This is a genomic window from Burkholderia sp. Cy-637, assembly GCF_011753175.1.
In the GTDB taxonomy this organism is placed as follows: Bacteria; Pseudomonadota; Gammaproteobacteria; order Burkholderiales; family Burkholderiaceae; genus Burkholderia; species Burkholderia gladioli.
In genome coordinates, this window is the sequence record NZ_VWWC01000016.1 from 20,718 (window position 1) to 34,132 (window position 13,415).

Consider the following 13,415-nt stretch of genomic DNA (forward strand, 5'->3'; position numbering starts at 1 on the left):
ATCGTCGATGCTTGGCGACGCAATCATTTTGTCGCTCGCATAAGCCACGCGCAGCGCCTATTGTGCTGAGACCGATGCGCATGTCCGGCCATCCGGCGACGCATGCGAAATGATCGCGATCAGGGCCCGCGAATTCATCGCGACGTCATCGAGGCTTCGTTACCGTAGTCGCCGACATCGCGTCGCGCGCCTCGGCATCGGTGCGATGTCCGTTCGACATTCCATTCCTGAGGGGGAATCCAGATTGAAAAAAATCCTGATCGGCCTGGCACTGGCCGCCGCTTCGATGTCCGCTTCCCTGACCGCCTCGGCGGCTGATCTCTGCCAGGGCGGCTCGCTGCTCACCGGCACCGTGTTGAGCGCGCCCGTGTTCGTGTCGGGCTCGCAGCGCCAGGGCATCTATCTCTCGCACACGCACGTGAACCTGCGCGGCACCGACGGCCGGACCTACGACGTGGCGATGGACAACGTGTTCGCGAACGGCTACCGCCGCAACCAGAAGAGCGTGCCCGATCCGCTGACGCAGATCCGCGTCGGCGACCAGCTCGAGCTGTGCGGCCAGCTCTATACCGGCGGCGACGTCGGCATCCACTGGGTGCACACCAACTGCGGCGACACGCCGACGCCCGACGAGCCGAACGGCTGGGTGAAGGATCTCTCGCAGCCGGCGCTCGGCAACAACCTCGAGAGCAACGAAACCTACTGCTATCTCTGGTAAGCAGGCCGCCGCCATGAGCACACGACGAGCACGCCGCCTGGGAACGCCGGCGATCATGCTGGCGGCGCTCGCGCTGGTGCTCGCCTGGTGCTTCGCGCGCGGCGGCAAGCCGGTGGGAAGTCCGGCGCCGGTCAGCGCGCCGGTGGCCTCGAAGCTCGGGAGCACCGGCGCCTCGAGCTTCTCGAATCCCGAGGCGCCGGCCGGGCGCGCCGCCGTCGACGACGCGGGCGCGCAACTGGTGGGCAGCAGCGGGCGCCTGGTCGATCTCGGCGGCAAGACCGTCGCGCAATATGTGGACCAGTACGCGGGCGCGGCCCGGCGCGGCGACGCCGATGCGGCCTGGCATGTGTACCTGGCCGAATCGGTCTGCGCCGAGGCGGCCACGCGGCAGCCGGCAGACAACGCGGCTGCATCGGACTCCCGAGCATCGGCGAGCCGCGAGGCGCGGCTTTGCGCGAACGTCAGCGCCGCGCAGGTCGACGAACGCCTGCAGTTCCTGGCCCAGGCCGCCCGCGCCGGGCGCGGCGACGCGCAAGTCGACTACTTCATCGAAGGGCCGTTCGGCCAGGGCAGCGCCGCGCTCGGCGACAACGCCGACGACCCGCGCGTGCGTCAATGGCGCGGCGAGGCACGCGAGCACCTGCGCGATGCCGCCGGCAATTGCGATCCGCTGGCCGCCGGGCTGCTGGCCAGCGCCTATGGCAGCGGCCAGTTCGGCGCGCAGGATCCGGCGACCTCGATCGCCTATGCCCTGCTCGCCGCGTCGGCCGGCAACGGCAAGTGGCCGCGCGAGCGGCTCGCGGCGCGTTTCGGCGCCACGCTGTCGGCGGCCGATTTCGCCGCCGCCTACGACCAGGGCATGCAGCAGGCCCGGCAAGCCTGCCCGAAAGCCGGTTGATCGCCGTCAGCCTTCAAAAACCTTTCAATAAGTCAAGCCAGCTTCCGTGCCAGCGTCGCGAAACGTGCACACGCGGCGAAACGCCCCTTGCATTCCCTAATTACTACAAATTCAAACAACAATCTCGCCTTCCGTTGCGAGGGCGATCCCGCATCGCAACAACATAAATAATCCAATTAAAAACAAGCACTTATTATTTATCAGACGGAATTGGATGCTGCACCCACGTCGTTGTCGTTTTTTCACACAGACGCGACATATCAGGGAAATCCATTATCATGACGCCCGTAACTCCACCAAGAACGATCGTGAACCCCGTCGCCTCTCTCGCCGCACCCGTTTCGCTGGACCTGCCCGGTCCCGGCCCCATCATCAAGATGCCCTACGTCCAGACGGGCGAAGGCGATCTCGTCGTGTTCGTGCACGGCTCGCTCTGCGACTTCCGCTTCTGGCAGCCGCAACTGTCGGGCCTCGCCCCGCAGTTCGCCTGCCTCGCGCCGAGCCTCACGCACTACTGGCCGGCCGAGCCGTCCGAGGCGCTGCCCACCTTCAGCTGGAGCACCCACGCCGACCAGCTCGGCGCCTTCGTGCGCCAGCTCGGCGCCGGCCCGGTGCACCTGGTCGGGCATTCGCGCGGCGGCTGCGTGGCCTTCTACATGGCGCATCGCTACCCGGAACTGGTGCGCTCGCTGACGCTGTGCGATCCGGGCGGCTCGCTGAGCGGCGTGCCGAACCTGGCCGCGCCCACCGCCTCGCTGGAAACCAAGCGCCTGCGCACGCGCGCCGTGACGCTGATCGCCAATGGCGAGGTGGCCGCCGGCCTGGAGCTGTTCGTCGATTCCGTGAGCCGTCCCGGCACCTGGCAGAAGAGCACGCCGGGCTTCCGCACCATGGCCACCGACAACGCCCGCACCCTGTCGATGCAGTTGCGCGACCCGCTGCCGGCCTACTCGGCCGAGCTGGCCGGCGGCATCGCCTGCCCGACCCTGCTGATCGACGGCGAGAAGAGCCCGGCGATGTTCCGCGAGAACGTCGGCGCGCTGGCCGACTGGATCCCGAATGCCTCGCGCGTGACCATCGAGGGTGCCTCGCACGGCATGAACCTCGCGCGCCCGAGCGCCTTCAACCGCCACCTGACGGCATTTCTCAAGGGCGCCTAAGCATCGCCCGGCCGGCGGCGCGGCACGATTCCCGCGCCGCCGGCTTTCAACTTCCCCAGCACCGCGCGCAAGCGCCTGCCGCGCGATAGAATCGGCGACGATTCCCGTTCGCCCCTTCGCGGCACCGCCCATGCGTATCCTCGTCATCGAAGACGATCCCGACATCCTCGCCAATATCTCCGGCCACCTCGGCAATCGCGGCTACATCGTCGATTGCGCGTTCGACGGCCAGCAGGGTTATGCGCTCGCCACCGCGCACGAATTCGACCTGATCGTGCTCGACCTGATGCTGCCCCGGCTCGACGGCTACAGCCTGTGCCGCAAGCTGCGCGAGGAGGCGCGGCTGGAGACGCCGCTCATCATGGTGACCGCGCGCGACACGCTCGACGATCGCCTGCAGGGCTTCGACGCCGGCGCCGACGACTACCTCGTCAAGCCCTTCGCGCTGGCCGAGCTGGCCGCGCGCGTGAAGGCGCTGCTGCACCGCTCGCGCCGCCCGGCCGCGCGCACGCTGCAGGTGGCCGACCTGGTCTACGACACCGAAACGCGCGCGCTGACGCGCGCCGGCGACACGCTGCGGCTGCCGCCCGCGCCGCTCAAGCTGCTGCAGATCCTGATGCAGGCGAGCCCCGCCGTGGTCCATCGCGCGCGGCTGGAGGAAGCGCTGTGGCTCGATTCGCCGCCCGACAGCGACAGCCTGCGCACCCACGTCCACCTGATCCGCCAGGTGATCGACAAGCCCTACGCGGTGCCGCTCCTGCGCACCGTGCACGGCATCGGCTACCAGTTGCAGGACCCGCAGCGTGCGCAAGCCTAGGCGCACGCTGGCGCGCCAGCTGCTGCTCACCTACGTGCTGCTCGCGGCGGTGGTGGGCACCCTGCTCTCGCTCGCCTCGCTGTGGACCATCGACACGCTGGAGGTGCACCTGCAGCGCATCGACATGGGCATGGCCGTCAAGCGGATCCGCGACGAATACCTGAGCGGCCGCGACGTGGGCCGCGAGGACCGCTTCTTCCACGGCGCGCCGGGCAGCGACGCGTTTCCGCCCTGGCTGCGCGCGCTGCCGCTCGGCTTCAGCAAGATCGAGCACGAGGGCCGCGAATGGCATGCGATGGTCGACGACCAGGACCAGGTGCGCTACCTGCTGCTGCGCGACTACACCGAGTTCGAGCAGCGCCAGCAGCATTCGCACTGGATCGCGGTGGCCAGCATGGCCGGCGCGCTGATCCTCGCCTTCCTGCTGGGCGGCGTCACCACGCGGCGCTTCGTCGGGCCGCTGCTGCGGCTGGCCGCGCAGGTCGGCGAGCGCCCCGCGCTGCCGCCGCAGACGCGCCTCGCGCACGAATACCCCGACAACGAGATCGGCCAGTTGGCGGCCGCCTTCGACGAGACCTACAACCAGCTCGAGGCGGCCCTGCAGCGCGAACGGCTGTTTACGGCCGACGTGGGCCACGAGCTGCGCACGCCGCTGATGGTGATCTCGAGCTCGGCCGAGCTGCTGCTCGACGATCCGGCATTGGCCGAGGCGCAGCGCGCGCGCCTGCAACGCATGCAGGGCGCGGCCCGGGAAATCGACCAGCAACTGGCGGCCTATCTGATGCTTTCGCGCGGCGCCGGCGACACGCACGGCTTCGCGCATGCCGAGGCGATCGGCGTGGCGCGCGACGAGACGCAGCGCTGGCAGGCGCGCGCCGCGCAACTCGGCTTCGCGCTGGAACTGGCGATCGACGAGCCGGAGGTGCCGGCCGCGCCGCGTTATCCGTCTGCACTGCTGCGCATCGTGCTGTCGAACCTGATCCGCAATGCCCTGCAGCATGCCGGCGGCGGCACGCGGATCCGCGTGCGCGCCGCCGCGCGCTCGCTGGAAGTCGAGGACGACGGCCCGGGCATCGCGCCCGAGGCGCAGGCCGCCATGTTCGCCCCCTTCGTGCAAGGCACCAACGCCGGCGCCGACAATCTCGGCCTCGGCCTGTCGCTGGTGCAGCGGATCTGCCAGCACCAGGGCTGGCGCGTGACGCTCGATTCGGCGCCGGGGCGAGGCTGCCGGTTCCGCATCGACCTGCGCGACGAGCCGGCCGCGCCGGGCGCCTCGAACCACGCCTGACAGCGCGTGCAAGGTCCGGTGCCCCGCCCGCGGCTCAGCTATCGGCCCACATCCGCAGCAGGTTGTGATAACTGCCCGTCAGTTGCAGCAGCGAGGCCTCGTCCGCGCCCTGCTGCGTGAGCCGCTGGATCGCCACATCCATCTCCAGCAGCAGGCTGCGCTGCGCATCCTCGCGCACCAGGCTCTCGACCCAGAAGAACGAGGCGAGCCGCTCGCCGCGCGTGACGGGCGCCACGCGATGCAGGCTCGAACCCGGGTAGAGCACCAGGTTGCCGGCCGCGAGCTTGACGGCATGCTCGCCGAAGGTGTCGCGCACCACCAGCTCGCCGCCCTCGTAGCTGTCGGGCTCGCTCAGGAACAGCGTGGCCGACAGGTCGGTGCGCACGCGCTCGCGCGATTCGCGGATGCCGCGCACGGCATTGTCCACATGGAAGCCGAAGGCCTCGCCGCCCGCGTAGCAGTTGAACAGCGGCGGATAGATCTTCCTGGGCAGCGCGGCCGACATGAACACCGCATGCTGCGCGAGGCGCCGGATGATCTCGTCGCCGATCTCGCGCGCCAGCGGGTCGTCGCCGGCCAGTTGCCGGTTGTCCTTCACGCGCTGCGACTGCGCGCCGGCCGTGACGCGGCCGTCCACCCATTCGGCCGCGCGCAGCCGCGCCGCGATCGCCCTCGCTTCCTCCGGGCTGAACACGCCCGGTACCTCGACCATCATGCTCATCCTCCTTGCTGGTTCGACACGGCGGCCACGCCCTGGGGGCGGGGCCGCCCGTCATTGACTCGGCGACGCGCCGCTCAGAACTTCAGGTCGGCGGTCAGGATCACGGTGCGGCCCGCGCCGGGCACGCCGTAGATCTGGTAGCCGTCGAGCGAGGCGCCGATCGCCGAGTAGTAGAACTTGTTGAACAGGTTCTGCACGTTCAGGCTCAGCGTCAGGTGCTTGTCCACCTCGTAGCGCGCGGCCAGCGAATGCAGCCAGAAGGCCGGCGCCTTCTCGTTGTCGGCCACGTACACGGGGTGCTTGCCGTTCGGGCCGTTCACCGTGCTGCTGTTGTTGTTCTGGCCACCCACGTAGGCGTTGTCGGTGTAACGGCGCGTGCCGACGTACTGCACGCCGTAGCTCAGCGCGAGCTTCGGCGTGAGCTGGTACGAGGTCCACAGGTTGAAGGTGGCGTTCGGCACGTTGCCGGGCCGCGCGCCCGCGTTGGCGCCCTTGGTGATGCGCCCGCGCATGCCGGCGAAACCGGCGAAGGCCGTCCATTTCTCGGTCAGGTTGCCCGACAGGCCCAACTCGATGCCGTCCACGCGCTTGGGCGGCAGCTCGCGCACCACCGTGGTGGTGCTGTCGCCGTAATCCCAGGAATCGCTCAGCTCGGTGCGGAACAGCGCGCCCGTCAGCGACAGGCGCCGCTCGAACAGGTCCCACTTGGTGCCGACTTCCCAGGTCTTGGCGGTGGCGGGCTTCACGCTCTGGCTGGTGGTGTCGCCGTAGATCACGTTGTTGGTGGTGCCGCCCACCGCCGAGGGCTGGGTCGCCTGGCTGTAGGAGGCATACAGGCTGCCGTAGGGCACCGGCTTGTAGGTCAGGCCGGCGCGGCCGCTCCAGGCGCCGTCGTTGCTGCGCTGGATCGTGTGCGCCCCCGCCGCGCCGTTCACCTGCCTGACCGAGAAGCGGTCGTAGCGGATCGCGCCGTCGACGATCCACTTGGGCGTCAGCGTGACGGTGTCGCGCAGGTAGACGCCGCCGTCGTTGACGGCCGCGTAGTCGCCGGCGCCGCCTTCCAGGGTCGGCACCGAGCCCATGCTGGTGCCGTAGGGGTTGGCCAGCGACATCACCGGATTGAAGGCGGGGCCGTCCACCACGCTGGTCAAGTCGCCGTAACGCTCGTGATAGAACTCGGCGCCGGCCACCACGTCGTGGTGCACGTGGCCGGTGTCGAACGCGAGATTCAGGTTGGTCTCGTTGGCGAGGATGTCGTAACGCTTGGCAGTCCCGAAGTTGTTGCCGCGCAGGACCGCCTGGCCGCCGGCGATCGGGGCCGGCGCGAAGCCGCTGTATGAGAGCACGCCCGAGCCGCTGGTGATCAACGGCCCGCTGCCGACGTAGCCGAGCGAGGTGCCGGCCGTGCTGTTGAAGCGCGCCGGCGAGAGCACGGTCACGCGGTCGGTCTGCTCCCAGCGCGTGATGTTGGACAGGTGCACGTTGTCGTTGACGTCGTGCGCGACCTTCACCGTCACGCGGTTGGTCTCGGTGCGATCGGTGTAGAGGTTCGGGTCGCCGTACCAGGCGTTGCGCGCCACGCCCGGCATCGGCGCGCCGCCGGTGCCGCGCTGGATCGGGATGCCGCCGTCGGGCACGTTGTCGTCGTGCTGGTGCAGGTAGTCGATCGTCACCGTGGTGGGCGTGCCCAGGCCCATCGCCAGCGAGCCGGCCACGCCCCAGCGGTCGTAGTTGGTGACCGCGCGGCCGTCCACGTCGTTGGCGTGGCGCATCAGGTTCAGGCGCAGCGCGGTGTTGTCGCCCAGCTGCTTGTTGAGATCGGCCGTCACGCGGCGGTAGCTCGCGCTGCCCAGCGAACCCTGCAGGTGGTAGGCATCGCCCAGGTGCGCTTCCTTGGTCACCAGGTTGACGCTGCCGCCCGGCGCCGCCACGCCCGACTCGATGGTGCCGGTGCCCTTGAAGACCTCCACGCTCTCGGTGTCGAAGGTGTCCATGCGGCTCGCCAGCCCGGCATCGCGGATGCCGTCGACGGTGAAGCTCTGCTCGGACGAGAAGCCGCGAATCGTGAACATGTCGCCCCAGCCAAGGTTGCCCTCGCCCGAGGTGAAGGTGATGCCGGGCACGTTGCGCAGGATGTCCTGCAGGCTCTGCGCCTGCTGCTCGTCGAGCACCTTCTTCGGGATCACCGAGACGCTCTGCGCCATGTCGAGGATCGGCTGCGTGAACTGCTCCGAGTGGACGAACTCGGCCTGGTAGGCGGAGCGCCCGCCGTGGATCGTCATGGCCGGCAGCGCGGCGGCGGCCTGGCTGGTGCCCTTGGCGGTGGCTTGGGAGGTGGCTTGGGCGGTGGTTTGGGCGCCGCCCTGGGCGGCCGTGGTTGGGGCGACGGCCTGGGTCGTCGCCCCGGCGGTGCCCGGCGTCGCGGCCGCTTGCGCCGCCGCCCCGTTCGTGCCGGCTGCGGCTCGTGCCTGCGACGGCGCCGGCGGCTCCGTTCGCGTCTGTGCCTGCGCACCCGACATCATGGCGATGCCGAGCGTGGTACCCAGCAGCCCGCTCAACAAGCCCGACGGCCGGCCACGCCTTCCCCGATACGACAACATGCTGATCCTTACGCGTAAATGAAAATGATTGTTGTTTGCGATTCGGATTCTAGGGAGGCGGATGTCAAGGAACTGTTAAGGTCGGCCGCGCGCCGGCGGCCCGGCCGGCGGCGCGCGGCCTTCGGGCAGTCTTCATCCGGCTTTCAGGCGGCTATCGGTTTCGGCTCGCGGGCCGCGCATTCGCCCGCGGCGAGGACCGGCGCGGCCCGCTCGGCTGTAATGCCCTGGCCTGTCTATCCCAAGGAGGAATCATGGCAACCGCAATCAGCGGCAAGATCGATATCTCGGCACTGGCCTCGGCCATCGAGGAAAAGAAGGGCGGCGGCGCGCTGCCCAAGGATGCCGGCATGCAGGCGCTCGGCGCCCTGATGCAGGGCCTGGGCAAGGGCATCGCGGAAAAGGGCAGCCCGCTGCCCAAGGACGCCTCGCTGGCCGACCTGTTCTCGAAGATGCCTCCGGGCTCGTTCCACAAGGCCTGAGCAGGCCCATTCGAGCCGCCTCGCGCGGCTCCTTCCCGACATGACCGATCCCAGCACGATCCACGACGCCTGGCAGGCGGCGCGCCAGCAAGGGCGCGAGGCCGAAGCCGAGGCGCTGCTGCAGCAGTTGCACGCCGAGGCGCCGGCCTCGCGCGAATCGCTGACGCTGAGGCTGTCCGCCTGCATCGAGCGCGGCGACTACCTCGACGCGCTGCATCTCGCGAGCAGCGCCGAAGGCGAGCGCTTTCCGGAACTGAAGGCGCTCGCGCTCTACTTCCTCGACGATCCGCTCTGGCGCGGCATCGCCCAGGGGCTCGCCGACGACGCGAATCCCCACGTCGCCACGGCGATGCGCAAGCTGCTGGAGGAGGCGCCGGCCGGCGCCTGAAGACAGGCCGCCGGCGCATGCCGGCGGCAAGAGGCGAGCGCGCTCAGGCGGTGCCGAGCATCCACTTCGCGAAGCCGTGGCGCCCGCTCAGGTTGAGCTTGATCCCGGCGCGCCGGAAGTAGGTGGCGGCGGTGCTCTCGCGCACGCTGAGCTGGCGCGCGATCGCGGGCAGGGTATTGCCCAGCAGGTGGGCGAGACAGACTTCGTACTCGCGGCTCGACAGCGTCACGCCGAGCCGGCTCAACCGCTCGTCGAAGCTGCGCTGCACCTGGGCGGTCTGGCTCTCGACCGGAGCGGCCGGCGCGGCCTCGCGCTTGGGCTTCTGGGTCTTCTTGCGTGCATGGTGGCCGACCGCCGGCAGGATCGCGTCGGACAACTGCTTGAGCGCGGACAGCTCCTGCAGCGAGAAATCCAGCGAACGCCGCGACGAGCGATACAGGGAGATCACATGCCGGCGGTTCTCCTCGTGATAGAGCAGGATGCACTGGCACACCCTGTCGCCGGAATCCTCGGCCTCGCCCGGCACGGCCCGCGGCCTCAGGTGAATCAGTTGGGAATCCTCCGCATTGACGATCTTGCCGAAGATCGACGAATCGGGCGCCTCGTCACGCCCCATGCTCACGCTCCTGCCGATGCCGTTCAGATTGTTGTCCGCGCCCCAGCTGCCGAGGCGCTGCACCGCTGTCACCGTCTTGTTCCTGTCGTCGAGAATCCAGTTGCTTGCCTCGGTCACGTCGACCGGCACGTAGTCATTGATCAGGCTGTGGATCCCTGCCATGAAGTTTTCGGTCCCGCTATCGGTGATCACCTGCCCAATCTTTGCAAAAAAATTGTCCACTTCTCACGCTCCTCGGAAACTGCATCAACGCACCCGCTTCTTTGACTTGTCTCGCCGGCGGGAAGCACGTCCGGATCGGCGCGACAACGTTTGCGCGTTGATCCGGCCCGCCTCCCGCGAGTCGATATCCCGCTGGCGAGACTGCATGCCGAGCCGATGTGGAAACCGCCATCGAAATGGTGTTCCGGTTCCCGCCGTGAAGCTCTCTCTTCACGCACCGCGTCGGCTGGGCACATCATAAGGTGCCCGACATAATCGACACCATTGAAATTTTTTATCTTTCGAATTGATTATTGCTATAAAACAATCAATCCCTGCCATACCGACCAGTCACAATCCCCGGAAAACGTAATAACAAAATAATTCCGTAATTCCGGCATATTGCCTGATCGCGGCCATCTCGATACGTCTCGTCGTGAGTCAGGCGGGGACGAAAATCGCGTGGCCGACAAAAAGCACCTATATTCCTTGCCGCACGAGGAATTTCACCGATCTTTCGAGCTCGTCGACGAAATGACGGTCAGCGAAAAAACCAGCAGTCGTCGTCAGAGGTCCGATGATTGAAAGCAAATTGAAATAACTTATATCTGGAATTGAATCCTGATCGCCGTCAAACCAGGCAGCCCGGTTTCAATCCTCAGTAATTCTAAACTCGCTAAATAACAAAATAAGCGGCAATAAAAACCGCCGCGCTTCAACCCGGTAAATTCGATAACACGGCGCATCGGCTCAAGGTCGCCGGCCGGCGCATCATGGTGTGGACGATGGCATAACCGATCGCGGACGCGATCAGGGACGCGAAGGGGCCGGCGGCGCCGGGCCGCCCGGGCGGCCTTCCGGCTACTCGGCCGCCGCGGTCGTCATAGCGCTGCAAGGGCGAGGCGAAGGCCCGCGCGAGCGTCACGCCGAACTGCTTGCCGACCGATTCGACGGCATGCCACCAGAACATCGGGACATAAAGGGCATCGCCGGGCTCGACCAGCACGCGATAAGGGCGGATCTGCGCGAACTCCGCGTGGCGCCGCAGATCGGCATCGAGCAGGCAGCCGGGCTCGTGGGCCGGCTGCGGCAGCGCCCGCCACGAGATGTCCTCGGGAGGCAGGATCAGCATCTCCTTGGCGCCCACCACCTGGGTCAGCAGCATCTCGTCGGCCGCTAGCAGGTACCAGTCGGAGCACGAGCCCCGATACAGGCTGGCGCGATACGGCGGGTTGGCGCGCGGCCGCCCGGCGCGGGCCAGGAAGGTATGACGCCCGATGTCCTGGCGCAGGTCGGCCAGCGAGGCGCCCTCGCCGAACTCGCAGCCCTCGACCACGAACTGCGCGTCGGTGTGCTTCATCCGCTCCAGGATCTCGTGGAGCGACATGCCCTCGGCCTCGCCCGCCGGCGCCTCGTCGGGCCGCCGCAGGTAGCGGCGCATCTCGAAGCGGCGATCGTTCGAGCCGCGCTTGAAGTAATCGGGATCGCGCCACCGGTCGAGCGCGGACCAGCCGAGCGCGGCGCCGCGCAGGCGGCAGGGGCGGTTGCGTATCACGTAGTGCCGGAAGAAATCCTCCTGCGTCAGTTCGCTGGCATCCAGCGAATCGATCTCCCGGGTCTGCTCGTAGCCGGACCCGCCCGCGAGGCCTTGCGGATCCTCGAACGGCCCGACCCGAACGTAACTCCGCTCTGTCATGACAAGTTCCTGGTAGCGGCCCGTCGGGACGCGCCTTCGCGGTGCAACTCGATGCGCGCGGCTCGCACGGACCCGGTGATCGGCGATTCCATCGACAGTCAAGCTTGCTCGCCCGGTCCGAGAGCAACCGGTCGCGCCAGGCATTGGACCATCGAAGCAGCGAATCGTCTGTCATGACAAACCGTGACAGCGAAGCCCGCCCCGCGGCCCCGGGGCGGGCGTGTCCCCGGTTGCCACGGCACACGTGATCGATGTCCCTCATTCCTCGTACAGACACTCGCGAGGGCCGATGCTCTAATCGCCAGGCAAAAGCTGCAAGAGCCGTCTTGCATGCCCCCGGCTCCACGATGCGCCGGTTTCCAACCCTCCTCTCGTCTGGCATCCAACCGCACATGGACACTCTCGACTATCTGCAACGCGTGGAATCGAACGCGAGAACCTACGCCAACACCTTCCGCAAGATGTTCGTGCGCGCGCAAGGCTCCCGCATCTACGACGCCGACGGGAAGGCCTACCTCGATTGCCTGGCGAACGCCGGCACGCTCGGCCTGGGTCACAACCATCCCGAGGTCAAGGAAGCGGTGCTGCAATACCTCGATTCGCAGCAATTGCAGCAGGCCCTCGATCTCGCCACGCCGGCCAAGCTCGCCTTCGTCGAGACGCTGATCTCGCAGCTGCCGGTCGGCATGCGCGAATCGAGCAAGATCCAGTTCTGCGGACCGAGCGGCTCGGACGCGGTGGAAGCCGCCATCAAGCTCGCCAGGCACCATACCGGCCGCTCCAGCATCATGGCCTTCCATGGCGCCTACCACGGCATGACGGCCGGCTCGCTGGCCGCGATGGGCAACCTCAATGCCAAGCGCGCGCCCGGCATGGCCACCTCGGGCGTGCATTTCCTGCCCTATCCGTATCGCTTCCGCTGCCCGTTCGGCACCGACGGCTCGTCGACCGACACGCTGTCGATCAACTACATCGACAACGTGCTGTCCGATCCGGAAAGCGGCATCGCCAAGCCCGCCGCGATCATCGTCGAGGCCGTGCAGGGCGAGGGCGGCTGCATCCCCGCCTCGGTGGAATGGCTGCGCGCGCTGCGCGAGCTGACCATCAGGCACGACGTGCCGCTGATCGTCGACGAGGTGCAGACGGGCCTGGGCCGCACCGGCAAGATGTTCGCGATCGACCACGCCGGCATCATCCCCGACGCGATCGTGCTCTCGAAGATGCTCGGCGGCGGCTACCCGCTCGCGGTGGTGGTCTACAACAAGGCGCTCGACACCTGGAAGTCGGGCATGCACGCCGGCACCTTCCGCGGCAACCAGATCGGCATGGTGGCCGGCGCCGCGGCGATCCGGATCATCGAGCGCGACAACATTCCCTATCGCGCCGAGAAGCTCGGCGCGCGCTTCGTGGAAGGGCTGCGCGGCGTCGCAGGCCGCCATGCCGCGATCGGCGACGTGCGCGGCCGCGGGCTGATGATCGGCGTCGAGATCACCCGCCCCGGCAGCGAGGGCCGCGCCGGCGCGCCCGACGGCGCGCTGGCCCGCGCCATCAAGCTCAAGTGCTTCGAGAACGGCCTGATCGTCGAGACCGGCGGCCGCGACGGCTCGGTCCTGCGTTTCCTGCCGCCGCTGGTGATGACCGAGGACGAGATCGGCGAGGCGCTCGAGCTGTTCGAGCGTTCGCTCGCCAGCGTCGAACACGCGGCCCGCTGAGCCGCCCCTCCCCCACCAGCCAGCCCGCGGTCTCGCGCGCGGGTTCGGAGTCAAGGATCGACGGCCCGCGCGAACCCGCGCGGCCGCCGGTTGTCGCTATCGATCGAAAGGTTTCCCGCTG

At 68.2% G+C, this 13,415-nt stretch carries 12 protein-coding genes; 8 read left to right on the plus strand and 4 right to left on the minus strand.

Annotated elements, in window-relative coordinates; translation table 11 throughout:
- Window positions 1-244: 244 nt before the first annotated feature.
- The 5 genes from F3J10_RS07540 (at window position 245) to F3J10_RS07560 (ending at window position 4,881) form a co-directional block, all read left to right on the plus strand.
- Window positions 245-718 (plus strand): hypothetical protein, encoded by a 474-nt coding sequence (locus F3J10_RS07540; protein WP_025100656.1) that lies wholly within the window; start codon window positions 245-247, stop codon window positions 716-718.
- A 13-nt stretch (window positions 719-731) separates the two neighbouring features.
- Window positions 732-1,616, plus strand: a complete 885-nt coding sequence (locus F3J10_RS07545; RefSeq protein WP_167241795.1) for a sel1 repeat family protein — start codon at window positions 732-734, stop codon at window positions 1,614-1,616.
- 308 nt (window positions 1,617-1,924) lie between these two features.
- On the plus strand, window positions 1,925-2,776 hold the full coding sequence (locus F3J10_RS07550; protein ID WP_167241796.1) for an alpha/beta hydrolase: 852 nt from the start codon (window positions 1,925-1,927) through the stop codon (window positions 2,774-2,776).
- A 130-nt stretch (window positions 2,777-2,906) separates the two neighbouring features.
- The gene (locus tag F3J10_RS07555; RefSeq protein ID WP_025100653.1) at window positions 2,907-3,593 is read left to right on the plus strand and encodes a response regulator transcription factor; all 687 of its coding nucleotides are present in this window, start codon (window positions 2,907-2,909) and stop codon (window positions 3,591-3,593) included.
- Window positions 3,580-4,881, plus strand: coding sequence for a HAMP domain-containing sensor histidine kinase (locus F3J10_RS07560; RefSeq protein WP_167241797.1), 1,302 nt, complete (start codon window positions 3,580-3,582; stop codon window positions 4,879-4,881). The genes F3J10_RS07555 and F3J10_RS07560 overlap by 14 nt, the downstream gene beginning before the upstream one ends.
- 34 nt (window positions 4,882-4,915) lie before the next feature.
- Here F3J10_RS07560 and F3J10_RS07565 read toward each other — a convergent pair whose 3' ends face one another.
- Entirely contained in the window at window positions 4,916-5,596 is a 681-nt protein-coding gene (locus F3J10_RS07565; RefSeq protein WP_025100651.1) for a Fe2+-dependent dioxygenase, read from the minus strand.
- 80 nt (window positions 5,597-5,676) lie between these two features.
- Window positions 5,677-8,160 carry a TonB-dependent siderophore receptor gene (locus tag F3J10_RS07570; protein ID WP_240155433.1) on the minus strand — a complete coding sequence of 828 codons (2,484 nt, stop codon included), beginning with the start codon at window positions 8,158-8,160 and terminating at the stop codon, window positions 5,677-5,679.
- 293 nt (window positions 8,161-8,453) lie between these two features.
- On the opposite strand from F3J10_RS07570, the gene F3J10_RS07575 reads away from it, so the two are divergent.
- Both F3J10_RS07575 and F3J10_RS07580 read left to right on the plus strand, forming a co-directional pair.
- The gene (locus tag F3J10_RS07575; RefSeq protein WP_025100649.1) at window positions 8,454-8,681 is read left to right on the plus strand and encodes a hypothetical protein; all 228 of its coding nucleotides are present in this window, start codon (window positions 8,454-8,456) and stop codon (window positions 8,679-8,681) included.
- Between the two features lie 40 nt (window positions 8,682-8,721).
- Window positions 8,722-9,069: an HrpB1 family type III secretion system apparatus protein gene (locus F3J10_RS07580; protein ID WP_025100648.1), complete on the plus strand. Its 348-nt coding sequence runs from the start codon at window positions 8,722-8,724 to the stop codon at window positions 9,067-9,069.
- A gap of 43 nt (window positions 9,070-9,112) precedes the next feature.
- On the opposite strand, the gene F3J10_RS07585 is transcribed toward F3J10_RS07580, so the two are convergent.
- Both F3J10_RS07585 and F3J10_RS07590 read right to left on the minus strand, forming a co-directional pair.
- Window positions 9,113-9,847 carry a hypothetical protein gene (locus F3J10_RS07585; protein ID WP_152554493.1) on the minus strand — a complete coding sequence of 245 codons (735 nt, stop codon included), beginning with the start codon at window positions 9,845-9,847 and terminating at the stop codon, window positions 9,113-9,115.
- A 754-nt stretch (window positions 9,848-10,601) separates the two neighbouring features.
- Window positions 10,602-11,582 (minus strand): cupin-like domain-containing protein, encoded by a 981-nt coding sequence (locus F3J10_RS07590; protein ID WP_167241798.1) that lies wholly within the window; start codon window positions 11,580-11,582, stop codon window positions 10,602-10,604.
- 392 nt (window positions 11,583-11,974) lie between these two features.
- Between F3J10_RS07590 and F3J10_RS07595 the strand changes: the two genes are divergently transcribed.
- Complete coding sequence (locus tag F3J10_RS07595; protein ID WP_025100645.1) at window positions 11,975-13,294, plus strand: diaminobutyrate--2-oxoglutarate transaminase family protein; 1,320 nt, start codon at window positions 11,975-11,977, stop codon at window positions 13,292-13,294.
- Window positions 13,295-13,415 lie beyond the last annotated feature (121 nt).

What these genes read in the sequence shown, in the direction of transcription:
- F3J10_RS07545 (WP_167241795.1), top strand. Translation starts at nt 732, where the DNA reads ATGAGCACACGACGAGCACGCCGCCTGGGAACGCCGGCGATCATGCTG.
- F3J10_RS07555 (WP_025100653.1), top strand. Translation starts at nt 2,907, where the DNA reads ATGCGTATCCTCGTCATCGAAGACGATCCCGACATCCTCGCCAATATC.
- F3J10_RS07565 (WP_025100651.1), bottom strand. Translation starts at nt 5,596, where the DNA reads ATGATGGTCGAGGTACCGGGCGTGTTCAGCCCGGAGGAAGCGAGGGCG.
- F3J10_RS07575 (WP_025100649.1), top strand. Translation starts at nt 8,454, where the DNA reads ATGGCAACCGCAATCAGCGGCAAGATCGATATCTCGGCACTGGCCTCG.
- F3J10_RS07580 (WP_025100648.1), top strand. Translation starts at nt 8,722, where the DNA reads ATGACCGATCCCAGCACGATCCACGACGCCTGGCAGGCGGCGCGCCAG.
- F3J10_RS07585 (WP_152554493.1), bottom strand. Translation starts at nt 9,847, where the DNA reads ATGGCAGGGATCCACAGCCTGATCAATGACTACGTGCCGGTCGACGTG.
- F3J10_RS07590 (WP_167241798.1), bottom strand. Translation starts at nt 11,582, where the DNA reads ATGACAGAGCGGAGTTACGTTCGGGTCGGGCCGTTCGAGGATCCGCAA.
- F3J10_RS07595 (WP_025100645.1), top strand. Translation starts at nt 11,975, where the DNA reads ATGGACACTCTCGACTATCTGCAACGCGTGGAATCGAACGCGAGAACC.